The sequence below is a fragment of the Pseudomonas sp. CCOS 191 genome, assembly GCF_001007005.1.
In the GTDB taxonomy this organism is placed as follows: domain Bacteria; phylum Pseudomonadota; class Gammaproteobacteria; order Pseudomonadales; family Pseudomonadaceae; genus Aquipseudomonas; species Aquipseudomonas soli.
In genome coordinates, this window is sequence record NZ_LN847264.1 from 3,421,279 (window position 1) to 3,443,029 (window position 21,751).

Annotated in this window: 24 protein-coding genes and 1 pseudogene; 15 read left to right on the forward strand and 10 right to left on the reverse strand. The window is 64.0% G+C overall.

Going from position 1 to position 21,751, the window contains the following annotated elements; genetic code table 11:
* Positions 1 to 13: 13 nt before the first annotated feature.
* Positions 14 to 1,393, reverse strand: a complete 1,380-nt coding sequence (locus CCOS191_RS15150; RefSeq protein WP_046855925.1) for a hypothetical protein — start codon at positions 1,391 to 1,393, stop codon at positions 14 to 16.
* Between the two features lie 208 nt (positions 1,394 to 1,601).
* Positions 1,602 to 2,627: a zinc-dependent alcohol dehydrogenase family protein gene (locus tag CCOS191_RS15155; protein ID WP_046855926.1), complete on the reverse strand. Its 1,026-nt coding sequence runs from the start codon at positions 2,625 to 2,627 to the stop codon at positions 1,602 to 1,604.
* A 207-nt stretch (positions 2,628 to 2,834) separates the two neighbouring features.
* On the opposite strand from CCOS191_RS15155, the gene CCOS191_RS15160 reads away from it, so the two are divergent.
* Positions 2,835 to 3,749, forward strand: coding sequence for a LysR family transcriptional regulator (locus tag CCOS191_RS15160; RefSeq protein ID WP_046855927.1), 915 nt, complete (start codon positions 2,835 to 2,837; stop codon positions 3,747 to 3,749).
* Between the two features lie 41 nt (positions 3,750 to 3,790).
* On the opposite strand, the gene CCOS191_RS15165 is transcribed toward CCOS191_RS15160, so the two are convergent.
* The 3 genes from CCOS191_RS15165 to CCOS191_RS15175 are packed head-to-tail and all read right to left on the reverse strand — an operon-like array spanning position 3,791 to position 5,538.
* On the reverse strand, positions 3,791 to 4,342 hold the full coding sequence (locus CCOS191_RS15165) for a hypothetical protein (protein WP_046855928.1): 552 nt from the start codon (positions 4,340 to 4,342) through the stop codon (positions 3,791 to 3,793).
* On the reverse strand, positions 4,339 to 4,863 hold the full coding sequence (locus CCOS191_RS15170; protein ID WP_046855929.1) for a hypothetical protein: 525 nt from the start codon (positions 4,861 to 4,863) through the stop codon (positions 4,339 to 4,341). Before CCOS191_RS15170 ends, CCOS191_RS15165 begins: the two co-directional genes overlap by 4 nt.
* 21 nt (positions 4,864 to 4,884) lie before the next feature.
* Positions 4,885 to 5,538 (reverse strand): hypothetical protein, encoded by a 654-nt coding sequence (locus CCOS191_RS15175; RefSeq protein WP_046855930.1) that lies wholly within the window; start codon positions 5,536 to 5,538, stop codon positions 4,885 to 4,887.
* Positions 5,539 to 5,811: 273 nt separating this feature from the next.
* On the opposite strand from CCOS191_RS15175, the gene CCOS191_RS15180 reads away from it, so the two are divergent.
* Both CCOS191_RS15180 and CCOS191_RS27445 read left to right on the forward strand, forming a co-directional pair.
* Entirely contained in the window at positions 5,812 to 6,534 is a 723-nt protein-coding gene (locus CCOS191_RS15180; protein WP_046855931.1) for a tellurite resistance TerB family protein, read from the forward strand.
* A 173-nt stretch (positions 6,535 to 6,707) separates the two neighbouring features.
* Entirely contained in the window at positions 6,708 to 7,151 is a 444-nt protein-coding gene (locus CCOS191_RS27445) for a GFA family protein (protein ID WP_082120430.1), read from the forward strand.
* Between the two features lie 165 nt (positions 7,152 to 7,316).
* Here CCOS191_RS27445 and CCOS191_RS27450 read toward each other — a convergent pair.
* Positions 7,317 to 7,532 (reverse strand): annotated as a pseudogene (locus CCOS191_RS27450) (cupin domain-containing protein); the annotation flags it as partial.
* A 176-nt stretch (positions 7,533 to 7,708) separates the two neighbouring features.
* Between CCOS191_RS27450 and dapF the strand changes: the two are divergent.
* Positions 7,709 to 8,515, forward strand: coding sequence for a diaminopimelate epimerase (gene dapF / locus CCOS191_RS15185; RefSeq protein ID WP_046855932.1), 807 nt, complete (start codon positions 7,709 to 7,711; stop codon positions 8,513 to 8,515).
* Positions 8,494 to 8,733: a VOC family protein gene (locus CCOS191_RS28585; RefSeq protein WP_156177597.1), complete on the forward strand. Its 240-nt coding sequence runs from the start codon at positions 8,494 to 8,496 to the stop codon at positions 8,731 to 8,733. The genes dapF and CCOS191_RS28585 overlap by 22 nt, the downstream gene beginning before the upstream one ends.
* Before the next feature lie 9 nt (positions 8,734 to 8,742).
* Here CCOS191_RS28585 and arsH read toward each other — a convergent pair whose 3' ends face one another.
* Genes arsH through CCOS191_RS15205 form a run of 4 tightly spaced genes read right to left on the reverse strand, consistent with a single transcriptional unit; the run spans position 8,743 to position 11,607 of the window.
* Positions 8,743 to 9,444 carry an arsenical resistance protein ArsH gene (arsH, locus tag CCOS191_RS15190; protein WP_046855933.1) on the reverse strand — a complete coding sequence of 234 codons (702 nt, stop codon included), beginning with the start codon at positions 9,442 to 9,444 and terminating at the stop codon, positions 8,743 to 8,745.
* A gap of 12 nt (positions 9,445 to 9,456) precedes the next feature.
* Positions 9,457 to 9,927: an arsenate reductase ArsC gene (locus CCOS191_RS15195; protein WP_046855934.1), complete on the reverse strand. Its 471-nt coding sequence runs from the start codon at positions 9,925 to 9,927 to the stop codon at positions 9,457 to 9,459.
* Positions 9,928 to 9,954: 27 nt separating this feature from the next.
* Positions 9,955 to 11,238 carry an arsenic transporter gene (locus CCOS191_RS15200; protein ID WP_046855935.1) on the reverse strand — a complete coding sequence of 428 codons (1,284 nt, stop codon included), beginning with the start codon at positions 11,236 to 11,238 and terminating at the stop codon, positions 9,955 to 9,957.
* Between the two features lie 21 nt (positions 11,239 to 11,259).
* Positions 11,260 to 11,607, reverse strand: a complete 348-nt coding sequence (locus CCOS191_RS15205) for a metalloregulator ArsR/SmtB family transcription factor (protein WP_046855936.1) — start codon at positions 11,605 to 11,607, stop codon at positions 11,260 to 11,262.
* Positions 11,608 to 11,839: 232 nt separating this feature from the next.
* Between CCOS191_RS15205 and CCOS191_RS15210 the strand changes: the two genes are divergently transcribed.
* The 10 genes from CCOS191_RS15210 to CCOS191_RS15255 all read left to right on the forward strand — a co-directional run bounded on the left by CCOS191_RS15210 (position 11,840) and on the right by CCOS191_RS15255 (position 21,671).
* Positions 11,840 to 13,066 carry an MFS transporter gene (locus CCOS191_RS15210; protein ID WP_046857811.1) on the forward strand — a complete coding sequence of 409 codons (1,227 nt, stop codon included), beginning with the start codon at positions 11,840 to 11,842 and terminating at the stop codon, positions 13,064 to 13,066.
* A gap of 137 nt (positions 13,067 to 13,203) precedes the next feature.
* Complete coding sequence (locus CCOS191_RS15215) at positions 13,204 to 15,054, forward strand: ABC transporter ATP-binding protein (RefSeq protein ID WP_046855937.1); 1,851 nt, start codon at positions 13,204 to 13,206, stop codon at positions 15,052 to 15,054.
* Positions 15,055 to 15,198: 144 nt separating this feature from the next.
* Complete coding sequence (locus CCOS191_RS15220; RefSeq protein WP_046855938.1) at positions 15,199 to 15,726, forward strand: DUF3455 domain-containing protein; 528 nt, start codon at positions 15,199 to 15,201, stop codon at positions 15,724 to 15,726.
* Positions 15,727 to 15,829: 103 nt separating this feature from the next.
* Positions 15,830 to 16,378, forward strand: a complete 549-nt coding sequence (locus CCOS191_RS15225) for a sigma-70 family RNA polymerase sigma factor (RefSeq protein WP_046855939.1) — start codon at positions 15,830 to 15,832, stop codon at positions 16,376 to 16,378.
* Entirely contained in the window at positions 16,375 to 17,073 is a 699-nt protein-coding gene (locus tag CCOS191_RS15230; protein WP_046855940.1) for an anti-sigma factor, read from the forward strand. The genes CCOS191_RS15225 and CCOS191_RS15230 overlap by 4 nt, the downstream gene beginning before the upstream one ends.
* Before the next feature lie 129 nt (positions 17,074 to 17,202).
* Positions 17,203 to 18,036 carry a phytanoyl-CoA dioxygenase family protein gene (locus CCOS191_RS15235; RefSeq protein WP_046855941.1) on the forward strand — a complete coding sequence of 278 codons (834 nt, stop codon included), beginning with the start codon at positions 17,203 to 17,205 and terminating at the stop codon, positions 18,034 to 18,036.
* 13 nt (positions 18,037 to 18,049) lie between these two features.
* Complete coding sequence (locus CCOS191_RS15240; protein WP_046855942.1) at positions 18,050 to 18,466, forward strand: RidA family protein; 417 nt, start codon at positions 18,050 to 18,052, stop codon at positions 18,464 to 18,466.
* A 136-nt stretch (positions 18,467 to 18,602) separates the two neighbouring features.
* Positions 18,603 to 19,307 carry a TetR/AcrR family transcriptional regulator gene (locus tag CCOS191_RS15245; RefSeq protein WP_046855943.1) on the forward strand — a complete coding sequence of 235 codons (705 nt, stop codon included), beginning with the start codon at positions 18,603 to 18,605 and terminating at the stop codon, positions 19,305 to 19,307.
* A 211-nt stretch (positions 19,308 to 19,518) separates the two neighbouring features.
* On the forward strand, positions 19,519 to 21,006 hold the full coding sequence (locus tag CCOS191_RS15250) for a flavin monoamine oxidase family protein (protein ID WP_046857812.1): 1,488 nt from the start codon (positions 19,519 to 19,521) through the stop codon (positions 21,004 to 21,006).
* A complete protein-coding gene (locus CCOS191_RS15255; RefSeq protein WP_046855944.1) occupies positions 21,003 to 21,671 on the forward strand; it encodes a c-type cytochrome in 669 nt (222 codons plus the stop codon). The genes CCOS191_RS15250 and CCOS191_RS15255 overlap by 4 nt, the downstream gene beginning before the upstream one ends.
* Positions 21,672 to 21,751 lie beyond the last annotated feature (80 nt).

Genomic DNA, 21,751 nt, shown 5'->3' on the forward strand with positions numbered 1-21,751 from the left:
GCTGGATCAACGGTCAGGCGCTGCTCCACGCACCAGCCGGCAGCGGCCGAAGCCACAGGTCGCGCCGCCCCAGCAACTGGTACAGGCGCCGTGCCTGGCTGCCGAGCGTGCCGGCGTACAGCGCCCGCAACTGCGCAAGCTGCAGGCCGCTGGTGTCCACCAGCCACTGGCTGACAGGCTCCGGACAAGTCCGCCCCTGCAGGGCACGGTGCAGGTACGGCAACGCCACGCGCATACCGGGATGGCAGCGCAGCACAAAGGCTTCAAGGTTGTGCCCCTGCGCGTCGAAGGGGGTGAACAGTTGGCAGACCAGCTGCGCTTCATTGACGCCGTATGCCGCAAGCAGTCGCGCCTTCGCCTCGTCGCGCAACGCCCGCCCCTGCGGCCAGGCCACCGACGGCTGGCGCAAGCGCTGATAGAACGCCTGCGCGCCCTCACGATAGGTACGCTGCTCAAGGTACTGCGCCTTGAGGCCATGCAGGTGGGCCAGCGGCAAGGGGTCGAACAACCCGGCCGGCCCCTGGGCGTGCCAGGCCTGCGCCTCCTCCCGCCCAAGCATGCGGTCAAGGTGCCCACCGTCATCGGGATGGCGCAGCAGATCCTCCACGGTCATCAGGTGGGTATCGCTCCAGGGCTGATCATGCTTGGGCGCTGTTACCGGCTGCCAAGGGTCGGACAGCACCTGGTGCAGCTGTTCGACACCGGCGGCCAGTACGCTGTGGGGTGTCACGGTGTGCGCAACCTCCCCGCTATGGCGCAGGCAACGCCGCCCCCAGGCCAGCAGGCGGTGGCGCTGGGCAAGCGGCGCGGCGCTGACCAGGAGTTGCTCGCCGTCTTGCCCACCCAGCACCTGCCCAAGGCTGGCCCCCACATCCAGATACCCCCTGGCCCCGAGCAAAGCCCCCGGTTGCCCGCCGGCGAGGTGCCCGAACAGCAGCCAGGCGTTACCCGCAGCGGCCAATTGTTCGGCCGAACAGGCCTGTCGGGCACCGAACGGGCCGAGCTGCCCGCCATCGGCGCGCAACAGCTCCACCCGCGGATCATCGTGCAGGAACAGTGCGCTGAAGCAACGGTCGTGAAGGGCCAGGGCGGTGTCGTCAAGGGTGGGCAGGCGAACCGCCAGCACCCGCAGGCGGAAGGTGGCGGCGTGGCGAATGGCGATACTCAGTTGCGCGGCGCGCAGGCAGGCCAGCAGATGCGCACTGCGCCGGTCCACGCCGTGCAGGGCCAGGACCCGCAGGTTGCCGATGCAGTCCTGGCCACCGGCGATGACCAGCAGGCGCTGGATCAGCAACTGCACCGAGGCGCGCTGGGCCTGGCTCATGTGCTCCAGCAGGCGTTGCAGGACCTGCTGGTAGATATAGTGCATGGCTTGGTCGTGGGTCTCGGTCATGCTATCGCTCCATCTCCCTGACGGCTTCGAATTGAAGTCCGATTCTGGCAGATGAATAGCTGACCGGGCTTGAAGGAAACTTCCCAAAACCGGGTAGGAAAATTAGCTATGTTTGGTGGCGAGGCCACAAGGCAAAGCCCGCCCCTGCAGGGCGGGCGTCATGTCACGGCGGGAGAAGCAGGCTTACCCGACGCAGGCGTCGGCAGCGTCAGCCCTGCCCGCCCATGTCCAGCACCACCCGGCCACCGCAAGGGCAGGCGTCCATATGCCGGTGCGCCTCGACCACCTGCTCGAACGGGTACACCTTGATGATCTGCGGCGTCAGCAGCTGGTCGGCGGTGAACTGGTTGATGTCGCGCAAGGCCCGCTGCAACGCCACCTGGTCCTGGGTGATGCCCAGCTCCGGCTTGCCGGTGAAGTTGCCGATGCAGTGCACATGGAACTGGATGTTCTTCTGGAACGCCGCGCAGGCCGGGAACGGCGTCTGGTTGCCGCCCTGCAGGCCATACAGCACCAGGTTGCCGCGCGGTGCCAGGACATCGCCGAGCAGCGACATCTGCGGGCCGCCCATGCCGTCGAGGACCATGTCCACGCCACGGCCATCGGTGTACTTGCCGATCTGCATCAGCAGGTCCTGCTCCTCGGTGACGATCACCTTGTCCGCGCCCAGGCCCAGCAGGTATTCACGCTGCTCGGGTTCCTTGGTGGCAGCGAACACCTTCAACCCCAGGGCCTTGCCCAGCTGCACGAAGGCCGGCCCGGCGCAGTGGCTGGCGTCGGTGACCAGCGCGGTCTGCCCGGCCTTGGCCCGGGCCAGGTCGACATAGGCGAAGTAGGCGATCAGCAGCGGGGTGTAGTGCACGCTGGCCTCGATCGGGGTCAGCACGTCAGGGTAACGGGTGATGGCGCTGCGCGGCAGCACGATCACGTCACCGTAGACCGGATGGTCGTTGGGGCTGGTGGCCGGGAAGCTGGCGACCCGGTCGCCCACCGCGATATCGTCCACGCCCTCGCCGACCGCGGTGACCACGCCGGCCATCTCATGGCCGATACCCGCCGGCAGCCGCGCCTGGGACGGCGCCAGGTTCTGCCGCCAGAGCACGTCGTACCAGCTGATGCCGATCGCCTCGACGCGGATCTGCACCTCGCCGGTGGCCGGGGACGGTTCGGCCTGCTCCTCGCAACGGAGCACATCGGCCTGGCCGAACTTGTGGAAACGGATCATGCGGGACATCGCATACCTCGCCTTTGTGAATCTCGTATTACCACGGACTTTATCCGGGCTTTCACGGTTGGACCATCAGTGGCTGTTAATAGTCGACATGCCTGTCATTGATTGGGCCCCTGACAAATCTGTGCATTGGCACCCGGAAATCGGTGCAGGGTACCAGCCTTTGGCCTTAAGATTCACCCCTGCCCCACTTCAGGCGAGCCGCATCGAATGAATCGTAACGACTTGCGTCGCGTAGACCTCAACCTGCTGATCGTGTTCGAGACGCTGATGCACGAACGCAGCGTGACCCGCGCCGCCGAGAAACTGTTCCTCGGCCAGCCGGCGATCAGCGCCGCGCTGTCGCGCCTGCGCAACCTGTTCGACGACCCATTGTTCGTGCGCACCGGACGCAGCATGGAGCCGTCGGCGCGCGCCCACGAAATCTTCGCCCTGCTGTCGCCGGCGCTGGACTCGATCTCCACCGCCGTCAGCCGCGCCGCCGAGTTCGACCCGGCCACCAGCAACGCAGTGTTCCGCATCGGCCTGTCGGATGACGCCGAATTCGCCCTGCTGCCCCAGCTGCTCAAGCGCATCCGCGCCGAGGCGCCCGGCATCGTGCTGGTGGTGCGCCGGGTCAACTACCTGCTGATGCCCACCCTGCTGGCCTCCGGCGAAATCTCGGTGGGCGTGAGCTACACCAGCGACCTGCCAGCCAACGCCAAGCGCAAGGTACTGCGCCGCAGCATGCCCAAGCTGCTGCGCGCCGACAGCATGCCCGGCAACATCACCCTGGACGACTTCTGCGCCCGGCCCCATGCACTGGTGTCGTTCGCCGGCGACCTGTCCGGGTTCATCGACGAGGCGCTGGAGGAGATCGGCCGCAAGCGCCACGTGGTGCTGGCCGTGCCGCAGTTCAACGGATTGGGGAGCTTGCTGGCGGGGACCGATATTGTTGCCACGGTGCCGGATTACACCGCCGATGCGCTCACCGCCGCAGGCGGCCTGCGGGCCGAGGACCTGCCGCTGGAGGTGCGCAGCTTCGAGCTGCACATGGCCTGGCGCGGGGCGCAGGATAATGATCCGGCGGAGCGGTGGTTGAGGTCGCGGATACAGATGTTCTTTGGAGATCCGGATAGCCTCTGACGTCCACCCTCGGAGGGTTTGTTCGCCCTGTCCACGGCTCGCTACTGCTCGACCAGCCCAACCTGCCCCGCATCATCGACATGGGGAATCAGCGCACTGGCCTCCAGGTCGCGCATCAGTTCAGTCAGCATTTGCCGTTGGTTCTCGGTGTTCGGCGGCGGCACATACCAGGCGCCCACACTCATGCCCTCACGCTTGTAGCTGAAGGTGCGCAGCAGCTCGCCATCCTTGTAGACCTTGCCGGTAAGGTTGTGCACATAGCTGTACGGCATCGGGAACGTCAGCAGCGTAAGGGCGTTGAGTACGACCAGAAAACCAGCCCCCTCCCCTGGCGGTTGGCTGATGACCAGGGCGTAACCCTTGCGCGGCAGTCCGTGGTCGACGAAAGAGAACGCGCCGGACGACCTGACCGCCTTGGTCAGCTCGTCGCGCTTCTGGACGTCGAAGCGGGTGTAGCCATCCGGCAGCACCAACAGGCTCATCGGCACATAGGGCTTTTGCGCGTGATAGCCCAGCGGCTTCATCGACGGGTTGCAGCCGCCGAGCAATGCCAGCCCGGCCGCCATCAGCGCCACCTTGACCAGGTTGTTCATCGCTGCGCCTCCAGCGGCTTGCTGGCCAGGTTGGCGGCCTGCATGTCACGGGCGAAAGCACGGGCGACCCTCCGGATGTTTTCCTCGCGTTCAGGAACACCGAGGTCGAGCAGCCAGGCGTACTTGGCCATGTAGTTCTCATAGTGATAGCGCTTGAGCACCTTGCCATCACGCATCACGGTGAAGTCGGCCTTGGTGTCCAGGTCACTCTGCAAGGGCAAGAGGAACAGAGTGGCGGCACTGAGGAACAGTAGAGGAAATGGCGCGACCTTGGGCTGGGCATCCAGCTTGACCATCACCTGGGTCTCCCCTTCGCCGGCGGCACCGTTCTCGACCTTGCTGAACACGCCGCTCTCGCGCAGGTAATTGCGCAGCTCGGTGCCGTGCTCGAGCGAATCGACCATCACCGCGATCGGCGGCAGGTAGTCCTGGCCTGCCTCGATGCGCGGTTCGGGCAAGGTCTGGGTACCTGCGCAGCCGGCCAGCAGCAGGCTGGCGCTGAGGAACAGAGTCTTTTTCATTGCGGGTTTCCTGGGTACGGGTCACTTCGCCGGCTGGGCGATTTGGGGCAGTTGCATGACGAAGGGGAATGCCGGCGCCATGTTCAAGTTCAGGGCCTGCAGGGGTGGCAACCCGGGGGTGTAGCGCCGGGCGATCACTTCATCGCGCGGCTGTTGGTCGCCATGGAAGAACAGGCACGCGGAAAGCCCGAGGCAACGCGAACGGAATTCGCCGATGTAGTACGCCTTGCCGGCTTCCAGATGCATGGGCACGAGGAACTGTTCCCGTGCCCGGATGGAGCTGTAGCCACCGTTGTAGCCGTTCCAGAAGAACTGGAAGTCATAGAATTCGTAGTCGCCAGGCTTGAGGGGCATGACGAACACGCTGGCCTCGCCGGGCAGCGCCTGCTTGTCGGGGCCGCGCACCTCTTCGATGTCTTTCGGGGTGTGGGCCACCTCGGCGAAACCCCACCATGCCGCCGCGCCGTCCTGCGCGCCACGTTTGCGCAGGAGGATGCGCTGGTTGGTGTAGGCACTATCGCGGCCAAGGGGGCCGATGCTGCCTACCAGGTACGTTACTGGGCCACCAGCGGCAGGTTGCAGGGCCTCGCTGACCAGGGCGGGGGATTTGGCGGCGCAGCCGGTAAGTAGGGCAAGCGGTAACAGACGTGCGAACGCACGGAGCAATCCAGGCATGAAAAATCCTTGGGGCGGGTCTCGATCCATCGGCAGCTGCAATCAGCAAGCACCTCAGCTGCGGGCGCGCAATGATATAGCGCGGCAACGGATCAGGCGAGCAGGAATACGGCCTTTTGCCACCACCCTTGCGCAGGCGTTATCGCCCTCCTTCAATCCGAGCAACGACAACGCATTGAGCCGAACGCCCCATTGGTCAGGCGGTCATGGCGGATCGCCTTCAGGGGGCTATCGTTGCTTGTCTGGGCGACCACGACCGACGAGGGCGGTGCCATGAATACCAGTGATCTACTCGAACAGCTGCTGCGGGCCGGACAAGCTACGCAGATGCAACAAGGGAGCGGCGGCAGGTCATCGCAAGACAGCCTGGGCGGCTTGGGTGGTTTGCTTGGCGGCCTGCTTGGCGGTGGCGGTACAACGGCTGGTGGTGGTGGCCTTGGTGGTTTGCTGGGCGGTCTGTTGAGCGGCGGTGGCAGCAACACTGGCGGCTCTACCCAGGGGCGTTCCGCGGGCGGCGTCAACTACGCGGCCCTGGCGTCGCTGGGAATGATGGCATTCAAGGCCTATCAAAGCTGGCAGCGCAGCCAGGCGGCAGCCCCGCAGCAGGCGGTCCGCACGGTGGATCAACTGTCCGGCCCCGAGGCCGAGGATCACAGCCATGCGATCCTGCGCGCGCTGATTGCGGCGGCCAAGGCCGATGGGCGCATCGACCAGCAGGAAGAACAGTTGATCTACGCCGAAATCAAACGCCAGACCAGCGACCCGCAACTGCAGCAATGGCTGGATGAAGAAGTCAGCAAGCCACTCGATGCTGCCGAGGTGGCGCAGTCGGCGCGGGACCCGGCCATGGCCGCAGAAATGTACCTGGCCAGCGTGATGCTGGTGGATGACCAGCAGGAAGCTGAGCGGGCCTACCTGGATGAGCTGGCCGGCGCACTGCAACTCGATCCGGCATTGCAGGTGCATCTGGAGCAGCAGGCCAAGGGCGTCGCCTGACCTGGCTGCGATGCCTGCGCTCGCCATTGATCTGCGGCCAGAGTGGGCAAGGCTTTCGCGACGACAGCCTTGGGGCGATCGCTACCATCTGCGAGTGATCGCTTACGACTCAAAATACTCGCCCCAACCTGTCGGACCGGCCATCCGTTCCCAGACTCAAGTAGAGGAATGCCATGCTCAGTGAAACAAACGATAACCGCGCTGTCTACCAAGCAGCCTGCCATTGTGGGACGGTGCAATTCTCATTGCGCTTGACCGACGGCACGCGTACAGCGCGTAGGTGCAACTGCTCTCTGTGCCGTATGCGTGGTGCCGTGGCGGTATCAGCTAACCTGGGCGACATCACTGTTACCCAAGGGGAAGAGGCGCTTACTCTTTATCAATTCAACACACGCGAAGCAAAGCACTACTTCTGCTCGAAGTGTGGCATCTACACCTTCCACCAGCGCCGTTCTGCGCCCAATCAGTACGGAGTTAATGTGGCCTGCATTCAGGGCATGAGCCCATTTGACTTCCCAGAGGTGCCTGTCTGTGAAGGTCGGACTCATCCTAAAGACCGTGTAGTCGGGGGCTCCGAGGTTGCAGGATGGGTGCGATATGAAAGCACCGCAGAGTGACTGCACAGCCTGCCTGGCGACAGCGCTGCGAGAGCGGGTGGCTCTCGCTGCAAAGAGCGCGTCCACTGTGCACGCCACTGGTTCACCAGCATGAGCGATGAAGTCTAGAGGAAGCAAATTCGAAGTTGAGACCGAGGCTCAGGCCTCGTCACCTGCAACGTCAATTCATATCCAGACGTCATTCACCGCAGTTCGCTCCCCGCCTTCATGGCCGGTGTTCAAAACGCCTCGCGGCTCGATCATCATCAGTTTCGTTTCCGCCTGCGCCGCCGTTCTGTGCTCTACACCACGCGGCACGACATACAGCTCACCCGGTTGCACATACACGCTGCCTTCTGGCAGATCGATACGCAAGGTGCCTTCAAGCACCAGAAACGCTTTCAGTCCAGGCGCCGCAGCGTGACAAAACGGTATGGGCTGGTGCCGTAAAGGGCTCGAAAGTCCCGTGACTATGGTCGTTATCTGTGAAACACCACACTAGAGCCTCAGCTGCCGTGTGCTATGTTTCTGACTCCACTCATTCTTCCCCGCCCCTAAGCGATTTGGTGCCACGACTCATGCAGTTCGTAAAATATCACGCGGCTGGCAATGACTATCTCGTCTACCACGACAATACCCCATTCGAATGCTGTAACCGGGCTATTTCGCTGATATGCGACCGGCATAGAGGACTGGGCAGTGACGGCATCCTGGTTCCTGTCGTCCAGCCAGGCAAGATGCTCTCAGTGCAGATTTTCAACACCGATGGCTCCGAGGCGGAAAAGAGTGGCAATGGCTTGCGAATCCTGTGTCGCTACCTTTGGGATCAGGGCATCGTTTCGCACGAACCGTTCGAGTTGATCACCAAAGGGGGTAAGGTTTATTGCCAGGTACTCGACTCCGGCCGACGCATTTCCATCGCCATGGGCATGGCGACATTCCCCGAGACCGAACGACACTCAATGGAAGTCGATGGCATGCGCCTGCAGCTGAACCTTGTGTCGATGGGCAATCCCCATTGCGTAGTGTTTGTCGATCAGACGACTGAGGCACTTGCACGCAAGCTCGGGCCAACCATTGAGCGGTTGTCTCTGTTCCCAAACAGAACCAATGTTCAATTCGTGCAGGTTGTCGATCGCCGAAACCTGATGGTGCAGATCTGGGAGCGTGGCGTGGGCTACACCCTATCTTCAGGCACCAGCAGCTGTGCCGCTGCGGCAGTCTCACGACGACTTGGGTTCGTTGAGGATCAGGTGACAGTGCACATGCCTGGCGGTCAAATCACCATCGAACTTGATGAGGAGAACAACGTACTCATGCAGGGCCCGGTGTGCAAAGTCGGGCGGTACTGGTTGGATCAGGAATGTCTGAGCCAGATCGGCTGAATACGCTTGCCCTCAGACGATCCACCGTGGATCATCTGGTCATTGTGTCACCGACCCTTCCATTGGGAGCGCAATTCGTTGAGCGTCAGCTTGGAGTACGATTGCAGCCAGGTGGTGCGCATACGCGCATGAGTAGAAAGCCAGCTCGAATCTATTCGCTTACGACCCAAGCGGGCTATCCCCCTATGGGACGCCCTCGGCCAATAGCGGATATTTGAGGCATCGCCTCAGATCGAGCGCTGGTTCACGCGGGCAGAGAGTTGCTCGGCGTTTTCCTTGCGTTCCGAATAGCGATCCACCAAGAACGCCTGGCGGTCGCGCAACAGAACGGTGAACTTCACCAGCTCCTCCATGACGTCCACCACACGATCGTAGTACGGCGAGGGTTTCATCCGCCCGGCGCCATCAAACTCAAGGTAGGCTTTGGGCAGCGAAGACTGGTTGGGAATGGTGAACATGCGCATCCAGCGGCCAAGCACGCGCAACTGGTTGACCACGTTGAATGACTGCGAGCCGCCACACACCTGCATGACCGCCAGGGTCTTGCCTTGAGTGGGGCGAACCGCACCCAGTGCCAGAGGAATCCAGTCGATCTGCGCCTTGAACACTGCTGACATTGCACCGTGGCGCTCTGGAGAGCACCAGACCTGGCCTTCCGACCACTGCACCAGATCACGCAGCTCCTGCACCTTGGGGTGCTCGACAGGCACATCGTCGGGTAGCGGCAGGCCCGACGGATTGAAGACCCTGGTCTCGGCACCGAAGTGCTCCAGCAGGCGTGCAGCTTCCTCCACCAGCAGGCGACTGAAGGATCGTTCGCGGGTCGATCCATACAGCAACAGGATGCGCGGTTTGTGCTCGCTGGAGCGGGTTGCCGCTGGCGGTAGATCGAACAGCGAGAGATCGAGATTAGGCAGTTGCTCGGACATGTTTCCTCCTGCTCAAAGCATAGCAATGCGATCCAGCTCGTTTTTGAGCTGCTCACGGTCCAGATTTTCGAATGGCAGCGCGAAGAAGGCCTGGCAGCGAGACTGGATCCGGGCCAGCGTGGCGCGGAATGCAGCATCGACCGACGCTTCGTCAGCCACGACAGCGGACGGATCCTCCAGGCCCCAGTGCGTCTTCAGCGCAGGGCCGAAATACACCGGGCAGGCTTCGCCGGCAGCGTTGTCGCAAACGGTGATGACGATGTCAGGAGGGCAACGCTCGAACGCGTCATTGCCCTTGCTGCTCAGCCCCTCGATCGAGATGCCGGCATGCTGCAAAGTGGTCAGGCTGCGAGGCAACACTTGGCCTTTCGGGAAACTGCCGGAACTGACGGCTTCAAATCCGTGAGGCGCCAGGTGATTGAACATAGCCTCGGAAAGGATGCTGCGGCAGCTGTTGGCCGTGCACATGAATAGGACTCGCATGAGGGCTCCTGCGCTTCGTGGCGGGTTTCAGAGGCTGAGGCGCAATGCCAGAGCCGAAAGGGTGATCAGTAGAACTGGCAGCGTCAGCAGGATGCCGACTTTGAAGTAGTAACCCCAGGTGATGCGCATGCCTTTGCGCTCCAGCACGTGCAGCCAGAGCAGCGTGGCGAGGCTGCCGATGGGGGTGATTTTCGGGCCGAGGTCGCAGCCGATGATGTTGGCGTAGATCATCGCCTCGCGTACCAGCCCTTGCGCCTCGCTGGCCTGGATCGACAAAGCGCCGATCAGCACGCTGGGCATGTTGTTCATGACCGAGGACAGCAATGCAGCGATCAGCCCGGTGCCGATGGCGGCACTCCACAGCCCTTGCTGCGCAAGGCGGTCGAACAGGTGGGTGAGCATGTCGGTAAGGCCGGCGTTCTTCAGCCCGTATACCACCAGGTACATACCGAGGGAAAAGATCACCACCTGCCAGGGTGCCTCGCGCAGCACACGCCGGGTCGAGATGCGGTGGCCACGGGCGGCGACGGCAAACAGGATCGCTGCACAAGTTGCTGCTACCGCACTGATCGGGATACCCAGTGGTTCCAGTGCGAACAAGCCGATCAGCAACACCAGCAGCACCCAGCCACCCACCTTGAAGGTTGCGCGGTCATGGATTGCCTCATTTGGCATCTTCAGGGCCGCGACCGCGTACTGTCTCGGGATATCACGGCGGAAGAACAGGAACAGCACCAGCAGGGTTGCCGACACGCTGGCGAAATTCACTGGCACCATCACCGCAGCGTATTCGCTGAAGCCCAACCTGAAGTAGTCGGCCGAGACGATGTTCACCAGATTGGAGACCACCAATGGCAGGCTCGCCGTGTCGGCGATGAAGCCGGCGGCCATGACGAAGGCCAGTGTCGCGGCGGGCGAGAAACGCAGCGCGAGCAGCATCGACATGACGATAGGTGTGAGGATCAGCGCCGCACCATCGTTGGCGAACAGCGCCGACATGGCGGCGCCGAGCAGCACACAGAAGGCGAACAGGCGATAGCCGCTGCCGTTTGCCCAGCGCGCCACGTGCAGCGCGGCCCACTCGAAGAAACCGGCCTCATCCAGCAGCAGGCTGATGATGATGACGGCGATGAAGGTGACGGTGGCGTTCCAGACGATGGCCCACACAGTCGGGATGTCGTGCAGCGAAACGGCGCCTGCCGCCAGGGCGATGAGGGCACCGAGCGCTGCGCTCCAGCCAACGCCAAGCCCCTTCGGCTGCCAGATGACCAGGATGAGGGTGAAAACGAAGACTGCAATCGCTACCAGCATGATGACCTCCTACAGTGATGATCAGCAGCAGGCAGCGTCACGAACGGGGCGACCGTCCATGTTCTGCAGGCGCAGGGTGTTCTCTGCCAACCATTGCGTGTTGGCCTGCAGTGTCGCCTGCAAGATCTCGTGTACCCAGGCGGGCAGATCCGGATTGAGGCGGTAATACACCCATTGCCCTTGGCGGCGGTCCAGCAGCATGCCACTGCTGCGCAGCTGCGCCAGGTGGCGACTGATCTTCGGCTGGCTGTCGCTCAGCGCGCACATCAGCTCGCAGACACACAGCTCACCGAGACTGGCGATCAGCAGGCTGGCGCGAGCACGGGTTTCGTCAGACAGACTCTTGAACACATCGGGCGGGGTTATCATGGCTGCACCAAAACATATGGAGATACGAATATACGGATTTCCACATGTATATTGCAAGCGCGTTCAGGCGTGCCAGGGGTGGTCAGTATTCGCGGTACAACAATCGATCAGGCTGATGATTACTATCGAGCGCCCCGCCTGTCGGCTCGGCAAAACCGTCTCTTATAATCGCCAACCATTTTTCCCGCTCCCCGGTCCGCCCCAGGCGGCATCCCCCATGGAATCCAACACCATGTCCAGCGTCACTCCGCCGTCTCACGGCCGTCCCGAACACAGTCAACAAAGCGTCAGCCAACAGTGGCTGGCAATTCTCTCGGTCGCCGTGGGCGCCTTCGCCCTGGTCACCAGTGAGTTTCTCCCGGTGGGCGTACTCAACGATGTCGCCAGCGACCTGGGCATCAGCGCCGGCCAGGCTGGCCTGATGGTCACCCTGCCCGGCATCATGGCCGCCCTCGCCGCGCCCTTGCTGTCGGTGGGCATCGGCGCCCTGGACCGTCGCTACCTGCTGATCGGCCTGACGCTGATCATGATCCTCGCCAACGCCGTCGTGGCCTACGCCAGCGACTTCAGCCTGCTGCTGTTCGGCCGCGTGCTGCTGGGCATCAGCATCGGCGGTTTCTGGGCCACCGCCATTGCCCTCAGTGGCCGCCTGGCACCCAAGGGTGTGGGCGTGGCCCAGGCCACCTCGATCATCATGGTCGGCGTGACCCTGGCCACCGTGCTGGGCGTGCCGGTCGGCACCTGGCTGAGTGGCCTGATGGGCTGGCGCATGACCTTCCTGGCCACCGCGCTGGTAGGCGTGCCGGTGCTGCTGGCACAGGTCTTCCTGCTGCCACGGCTCACCCCCGACAAAGCCATTCGCATCAGCGACCTGCCGGCGCTGTTCGTCAATCCGCAAGCGCGGGTCGGGTTGATCGCGGTATTGCTGATCGGCCTGGCGCATTTTGCCGCCTATACCTATGTCGCACCGTTCTTCAAGCAGAGCGCCGGCTTCGATGGGCCGACCATTGGTTCGCTGCTGTTGCTGTATGGCGTGGCCGGGGTGATCGGCAACATCTTCGCCGGCTTCGCCGCCAACCGCAGTGTGCGTCACACCTTGTTGCTGGTCGCCCTGATGATCGGTATCAGCACCGCCCTGTTCCCCTACTTCGCCACCGGCATGACCGGCGCCGCGATGCTGATCGCGCTGTGGGGCTTCGCCTTTGGCGCCTTCCCCGCCTGCGCCAGTATCTGGATGTTCGTGGTGGCGCCCAAGGATGTCGAACGCGGCATGCCGCTGTTCGTCGCCATGTTCCAGGTGATCATCGCCTTGGGCTCGTTCTTCGGCGGGCGCATTGTCGACCAGCTGGGCAGCGCGGTGCTGTTGAGCCTGGCCACGGCCCTGGTGGGCTGCGGTTTTGTCGCGGTACTGGTGCTCGGGCGCAACGTCTCCAATCGGATGGCGGCGCAGCCTTGCTGACCGATCGCGGTAGATGACACTGGGCAGCAGCTGACCTCTGGAGGACACGAGCGGCAAGGCGAACACCTCGATGTGCGGTATGGTTGCACGATCGCTACGGCGTTGCCGATCAACGCCGCGCCCTTCCGGAGACCAGCATGCTGCGTGTTTTTGAACGATGGCTCGACCCCTTCCCGCCTGATGAGATTCCACCGCCACCGCTAGGCCTGCTGCGCTTCTTGTGGGCCTGCACGCGGGGCGCGCGCGGGTACATCCTGGCCCTCGCGCTGCTCAGTGCCGGCGTGTCGATCTATGAAGCCTGGCTGTTTTCCTTCCTTGGCCAGGTGGTCGACCTGCTTCCCGCCTGGCAGGCAGGCGGCGCAAGCGAACAGGAAAGCCGTGTGCTCTGGAGCATCGGTATCGTCCTGCTGACCAGTATCGTGCTGGTAGCCCTGCGCACCCTGATGCAGCACCAGGTGCTGGCGATCAACCTGCCGCTGCGCCTGCGCTGGGATTTCCATCGGCTGATGCTGCGCCAGAGCCTGTCGTTCTTCTCCGACGAGTTTTCCGGCCGGGTCACCACCAAGGTGATGCAGACCGCGCTGGCCGTGCGCGAGGTGTTGTTCACCCTGATCGAGGTCCTGCCCGGCATCGGCGTGTACTTCATCGCCATCATCGCCCTGGCCGGCGGTTTCGCCCTGCAGCTGATGCTGCCGTTCCTGGCCTGGGGCGCCCTGTTCGGGCTGGCCATGCTGTACTTCGTGCCGCGCCTGGGCAAGGTCGGCCAAGAGCAGGCCCATGCGCGGTCATCGATGACCGGGCGCATCTCCGACGCCTACACCAACATCACCACGGTGAAACTGTTCTCCCACTCCAAACGCGAAGCGCACTTTGCGCGGGCGGCGATGGAAGACTTCAAGCTCACCGGTTTTCGCCAGATGCGCCTGGTCAGCCAGTTCGAGATCGTCAACCAGGCGCTGGTGGTCGGCTTGATCCTGGGCGCCGGCGGCTATGCCCTGTGGCTCTGGCACCAGGGCCAGGTCGGCGCGGGCGCCGTGGCGGCGGTCACGGCCATGGCCCTGCGGATCAACGGCATGTCGCACTGGATCATGTGGCAGATGACGTCGCTGTTCGAAAACATCGGCACCGTGCAGGACGGCATGGCCACCCTGACCCGCGGCCCCAAGGTGCAGGATGCGCCCGAGGCCGGCACGCTGGTGACCCGCGGTGGCGCGGTGACCTTCGACAAGGTGAGCTTCAACTACAACGGCGAACGCCAGGTGCTCGATGACCTGAGCCTGCACATCCGCCCCGGCGAAAAGGTCGGCCTGGTGGGCCGCTCCGGCGCCGGCAAGTCCACGCTGATCAACCTGCTGCTGCGCTTCTACGACGTCAACGACGGCGAGATCCGCATCGACGGGCAGAACATCGCCCAGGTCACCCAGGACAGCCTGCGCAGCGCCATCGGCATGGTCACCCAGGACACGTCGTTGCTGCACCGCTCCATCCGCGACAACATCGCCTATGGCCGCCCCGAAGCGACCGAGGCGCAGATCCGCAGCGCCGCGGCCAACGCCCAGGCCGATGGTTTCATCAGCCAGTTGAGCGATCGGCAAGGCCATAGCGGTTACGACACCCTGGTGGGCGAGCGTGGCATCAAGCTGTCCGGTGGCCAGCGCCAGCGCATTGCCATTGCCCGGGTGATGCTCAAGAACGCGCCGATCCTGTTGCTCGACGAAGCCACCAGCGCCCTGGACTCGGAGGTCGAAGTCGCGATCCAGGAAAGCCTCGACGACATGATGCAGGGCAAGACCGTCATCGCCATCGCCCACCGCTTGTCCACGATCGCCGCCATGGACCGGCTCATCGTCATGGATGAAGGAAGCATCATCGAACAAGGCAGCCATGCCGAACTGCTCGAAAGGAACGGCACCTATGCACGGCTGTGGCGGCATCAGAGCGGTGGTTTCCTGGGCGAGGACCAGGGGCTGGTCGAAGCTGTGGAGTAGCGCTCGGCGTTGCACGTCGATCCTGGAACAGCGCGCCGGGGCGAATATTCTTGCGCAGCGTGCATCCAGATCGGCGGCTGGCGGGTACTGGTAATGGGCGGTCCATGAGCGCCCAGCCAAATGACCTTTCAGGAGCACTGCCCCATGAACATCGAATCCTCCGCCTGCCTGCTCGCCTGCAGCCTCGCCCTGGCACTGCAGGTCGCCAACGCCCAGTCCATGCTGCCGGATGCCGTCAAAGTCCCAGATGGCCACAGTGTCATGCTCGAAACCGTCGGCGTCGGCGAGATCACCTATGAGTGCCGCGACAAGGCCAACACCCCCGGCCAGACCGAATGGATCTTCGTCGGCCCCAAGGCGGTGCTCAACGACCGCGCCGGCAAACCCGTGGGGGACTACTTCGGCCCACCGGCCACCTGGCAGGCCAAGGACGGATCGAAAGTCACCGGCACCCAGCTGGCGGTGGCTCCGGCGGCCAAAGGCGACCTGCCCTATCAGTTGGTCAAGGCCAATCCAGCCGAAGGCCAAGGTGCCATGCAGGGGGTCAGCTACATCCAGCGCCTGGCCACCCGCGGCGGCGTGGCGCCGGCGAGCGACTGCACCGCGCAGAACAAGGGCACGCAGCAGATCGTCAAGTATCAGGCCGACTACGTGTTCTGGACCGCCAAGTGAACGGTGACTGAGAGGACGCCCTGCGATCGATCATCTACGCTCGTTGGCAAGCCCCCGGCCGCATGGCCGGGGTGACCTGTGTGACACAAGGAAACCGCACACCTTGAACTCGCCCGCCGCCCCTTTTGATTTCCACCACTGCCTCACGGCCTGTGCACAGGGTGACCGGCGAGCATTGCAGGCGCTCTACGATCATGAAGGAGCGCGCTTGCTGGGCGTTGCCCGACGCATCGCACGTGACGACGCCACGGCACAGGACATTGTCCACGATGCCTTCATTCGTATCTGGACACGCGCCGCCAGCTTCGACCCCGCACGCGGATCGGCGCGCGGCTGGATCTACAGCATCACCCGCCACCTGGCGCTGAATGCCATACGCGACACCCGCCGTGAAACCGTGCTGGACGAAGCCGATATCGATACTGCGCCCCCGGCACGCGGGGCGCTGGATGACATTGAACTCTGGTCAGGCTCGGCAAAGATCTACCGTTGCCTTGAACAACTGCAGGCCGCACCGCGGCGCTGCATCCTGCACGCCTATGTGGATGGTTGCAGCCACGCCGAGATCGCCGTGCTGCTGGGCGCGCCACTGGGCACCGTCAAGGCCTGGATCAAGCGCAGCCTCAAGGCGCTGCGGGAGTGCCTGGAATGAAGCCTGAAGTTGATAGCGAGCTGGACGCCCTCGCCGGGGAGTACGTGCTGGGGACACTGTCGCCCGAACAACACGCCGCGGTCGCCGAACGCCTGGGCACGGATCCCTCCTTGCGTGCCGCCGTGGATGCCTGGGAGGCCCGCCTGCTGGAGCTGACCACGCTGGCTGCCCCGCTGCCGCCGAGCGCCCGCCTGTGGGGCCGTATCCAGCGCAGCCTTGACGAACGTAGCGCACCTGACGCCCAGCAGCGACCCAATGGGTGGCAACGCCTCGGGCTGTGGCAAGGGCTGAGTGCCGCGGGGTTGGCCGCAAGCGTGCTGCTGGCTGTTCTCCTGCTCACTACGCCACCGCCCACCACCCAATACCTGGTGGTGTTGGTGGCGCCGAGCAGCCAAGCCCCCGGCTGGGTGGTACAGGCCAGCGACAACCGAATGATCGAGCTGATCCCGCTTGGGCAGGACCCAGTCCCCGACGGCATGGCCCTGCAGTTCTGGACCAAAGGCGAACAGTGGCGCACACCGGTCTCGCTGGGCCTGGTGCAGCCAGGCAAACCCTATCGCGTCCCACTGCAGAGCCTGCCGCCGCTGGAGGCCAACCAGTTGTTCGAGCTGACCCTGGAGAAAGCCGGTGGCTCGCCCACTGGGCTGCCGACAGGGCCCATCAAGTTCATAGGGCGGGCGGTCAAGGTGATTTGACCTCTCGCAAACCAGGGTGAGTGGCAGTGAGTGGCTGCCTCGTCACAATTTATAATAACGACCGTTGCGTTATTATCATCTGCTTGCTAGCCTCAAGTTCACCTGTGTAAACCCACCAGGAGAACAGTCATGCAAGACGCGCTGAAAAAGGCTTATCACGAAGACGGAGCAGTGTTGATCAAGGGGCTTCTGAACCCTGAGCAACTGTCGCGTTGCCGCGAAGCCTACGACTGGGCCGTGCTCAACCACGGCCCGCATGCCACCCGCATGTTCGCCGGGACGATCCAGCAATCCCACGTCGACAACGCCAACCCGTTGGCCAAGGAGCGCCTCGAGGCGCTCGTGGCGGAGCTGCCACTAGGGCCGTTGTTCGCAAATCTCTGGGGCTCGCGGAATGTCTGGTACTTCGCCGAGGAGGTTTTCCTCAAGGCCGGGGGCCAGGGCGCCCGGACGCTGTGGCATCAGGACACTTCCTACCTGCCCTGGGCCGGCCACCACTGGGGCAACGCCTGGATCAGCTTCGATGCCGTACCCAAGCGCAACGCCCTGGAAATCATCCGTGGCTCCCATCGTGGGCCGCGCTATGACGGCACGACCTTCACCAACCCGGATGACCCGACCCAGCCATTGCACGGCAATGGCGCCCTGCCCCGCCTGCCGGATATCGAGGCGCAACGCCGGGAAGACCCGCAGGCCTACGACATCCTGTCCTGGGCCACGGAGCCTGGCGATGTGGTGCTGCTGCACCCGGGCTCCTTGCATGGCGGCGCACCCGTGGACGAGGACTTCCCAAGCCGACGGACATTCGTGTTCCGTTTCTTCGGCGACGACGCCACCTTCAGCCCACTCCCGGCCCACAGCGACGCCGGTTACCCCCCGCAAGGCGTGCTGTTCAGCACAGAGCTCGAACACCTGGTCGCGGGCGCCCCGTTCCGCCACCCCACCTTCCGCCAAGTGGTCTGACAGGAGTTCCTCGATGAATGCGAAACCGCTCAAGCGTCAGGCCATCAATCCAACTGCGACCCAGGCTTACTACGACAACTTCCACTTTTCCCAGGCCACCCGCGTGGGTGACCTGATCTGGGTCTCGGGGCAGGTGGGCGTCGACGCGGCCATGCAACCTGCGCAGGGTATCGTCGAGCAGTCGCACCTGGCCTTCCAGTCGCTGAGGCTGGTCCTCGAGACAGCCGGTGCGAGCCTGGCGGACGTGGTCGAGCTGACGACGTTTCACACCCACCTGCAAGCCGACATGGCCGCGTTTGCCCAGGTGAAGGATGTGTACTTTCCGGCGCGCTATCCGTCATGGACGGCGGTGGGCATCAGCCAGCTGGCACTGGCGCCGCTGAGGGTCGAGATTCGCGCAGTGGCCGTCGCGGGGTGCGGCGACGCCTGAGCGGGGCATGCGCAGGTGGGAAGGCTGCGCCGGGGCGGGATGTTTTATTCACGCAAGTTCTCTATGCTGGGGCCTTTGCACCCGCATCGACACCTGTGACCGCCCTTTCAACCGACCTCGACAGTTCTGAGCGCCCATGCCTGAGACCAAAGCCCGCCCCACAGCCGCCCCTTCACGCGCAGACGGCAGCGCGCCGGAAACCGTTGCCCGACGCGGCAGGCCTGTCGGTGACCGCGACGCAAAGCGTGCGGAACTGCTGGAGGCCGCGATCACGGTGATCGCGCAGGAAGGCTATGCCGGGGCCTCGATGCGCAAGGTTGCCAAACAGGCCGGCTGTACCACGGGCGCGGTGACCTACTACTTCGCCAACAAGGAAGACATGATCGGCGAGGTCGCACAGAGCCTGTTCGACCAGGTCGACCTGCTGCTCGCCTCCAATCAGGCCTCCCTCGACATCGCCTCGCTGCTTCGCCAATGGCTGCAATGGGTCAACTTCGACGAATCGACCATGTGGCTCTCGTGGTTGCAATTGCTCGCCCACGCCCGGCATGAACCGGTGTTCGCCGACATCATCAGGCAGCGCTATGCGAAGTTCCGCCAGGTGTTCACCGTGGTGATCGAACAAGGGCAGGCCCAGGGCAAGATCCGCGACGATATTCCGGCCGATGTACTGGCCGACCAGATCAGCACCATCTGCGACGGCTGGCTGATGATGATGCCCATCGAGCCGGAGCGGTTCAGTGCCAAGCGTGGCCAGGCGCTGCTCGACGCGCTGATCCTGCTCATCTCCCCGCCCAAGGTCGCGAAAGCCACGGTCAAGAACCGGGCCAAAGCCCAGTAACCCATCGTGTACTGGCAACAGGCTGCCTGACGACAGCTTCGCAGCGCTCGATCTCAAGAGCGCTGCCCCTCTCCCCGCGAACCTCCTTCCAACGACTCCAGCCAACCTGACCAAGCGCCGTCCAGGGGGTATTCCCTTTGCCGACAGAGCGCAGTAGTATTTTACATAACTAAAGTTATCTAAATACAAGAACAGGTTGGCCGAGGTGCAGATGGATCAGGAAAACACAGAACTGTCATTGTCGGCGCGGCAGCGGCGCTTGCTCGTGCAAGCACTTGCCAGCGCCACCTTGATCGGCGGTGCCGCCCTCAGCGGACGGGCCATGGCGCAAGCCTTGCGAGCAGAACCCGAACAGGTGCTGGACGTGGTGATCATTGGTGCCGGGCTGGCCGGGCTGACTGCGGCCCGTGACCTGCAACGCGCCGGATGCATGTCCTTCGCCGTGCTGGAAGCGCGGGACCGCGTGGGCGGACGCACCTACAACCACCCGCTTGGCAATGGTGTGATCTCCGAAGCCGGCGGGGAATGGATCGGGCCAGGCCAGACCGCGATCTTCGACCTGGCACGCGAGCTCGATGTCGAAACCTTCCCCACCTACTACCAAGGGCGCAATGTCTACCTGGTCGGTGAAGCCCGCTACGAGGAAGACTTGAGCAGCGGCCAGGGCGCCCATCACCCGGCGACCGGAAAGCTCAACCAGCTGTCGCGCCGGGTACCTGGCAAAGAACCCTGGTCCGCGGCGGACGCCGAGGCACTCGACAAGCTGTCGGTGGGCCAATGGCTGGCGAATCAGGGCATCGACAACGCCAGCCGGCTGACCTTCGACACCTCCATAGGCCTGACCACCGGCACGCCACCCTCCAGCCTTTCCCTGCTGCACTACCTCTCCCTCATCAACTCCGCCGACTGCAGCATGGCAAAGCTCGAGGGTTTCAAGGGCGGCGCCCAGGAGACCCGCTTCATAGGCGGCTCACAGGTGCTGTGCACACGCATGGCGCAGGCGCTGGGCGATCGGGTGAAACTGTCCAGCCCGGTGCGCCGGATCGTCGGCTGGGACCAGGACATCGTCGAGATCCACACCGACCAGGGGCTCATCCGCGCACGCCAGGTCATCGCCGCCCTGCATCCGGCGCTGTGCAACCAGATTGTCTTCGACCCGCCACTGCCCGATGGCCGTGCCCAGTTGCAACGCCTGTGGCCGTCCTCGGCGCCCATGCGCAAGACCGTGCATGTCTATGCGCGCCCCTTCTGGCGGGACAAAGGGCTCAACGGCCAAGTCATCCAGGCCGACGGGCCGCTGATTCTGTCCTGCGACAACTCACCGCCAGACGGCAGCGTCGGCATCTTGATGGGCTTCGTGCGCAGCGCGCAGCTCAGCGATGACCCTGGGCAGGCCGCACGCACCCTCGCGAACATCTACGCCAAGGCCTTGGGCGAGGAAGCTCTCGACGTCATGCAGTTCCACGATCACGACTGGGCCAAGGTCGACCCCTGGACCTTGACCTGCGTCGGCTCCATTCCCCCCGGTTTCCTGACCCGCTGGGGGCGCTATCTCAAGCCTGCTGTCGGGCGCTTGATCTGGTCGGGCACCGAGACCGCGGACTTGTGGGCCAGCAGCATGGACGGCGCGGTACGCGCCGGTCACCGCGCGGCGCTCGAAGCCCTGCAGGCACTTGCCGGCACCCGGAGGCACGCATGAAAAGGCCCACCCTGCTGCTGGGCAGTGCAATGCTTGTCGCAGGCTTGCTTGGGGTCACGGCCTTCCATGGCCCGAAGCTGCTCGCGGGATACAGGTTCATGAACGCCCTCGATCAGCATTACGCCAGCTATGAGGCCAATGGCGGCGCCTGGCCGCAACCGCAGGATGCCTGTTCGCTTTGCCATGGCGCTCGCGGGCAACCGCATAACAGCCTCTACCCGGCGCTCGCTGGGCAGCCGGCAGCGTATATCCAGGCGCAGCTTAAGGCGTTTGCCCAGGGCACGCGACACAGCGCGCAGATGCAGCCGCTGGCGGCGGCCCTGAGCGATGAACGCATCAAGGCCTTGGCCGAATACTTCGCCCGCCAGGTTCCGCAGGTGACCGACGCACCGGCCCCCGATGACGCCTTGCGTGCCCGCGGCCACGCCAGTGCCACTACCCGGGGCTGCACCGCCTGCCATGGCGAGACGCTGTCCGGCAGCCCGGTGGCGCCGCGTCTGGCCGGCCAAGGCCAGGCCTACCTGCTGGAGCAGCTCATGGCGTTCAAGCACGGCCAGCGCAGCGATCCCAGCGGCGCCATGAACGCTACCGCCGCCGTCCTTTCCGAGGAAGAACTCGAGGCCCTGGCGCACTACATCGCAGGGCTCGCGCCGAGCGTTCGCTGAGTAGAGAGATGCCTGTTTTCAACCGGGCGGCGATCGTGAATCACTACCCGTAAGGGGTTGTGCCGCAGCGACCGGCGGAC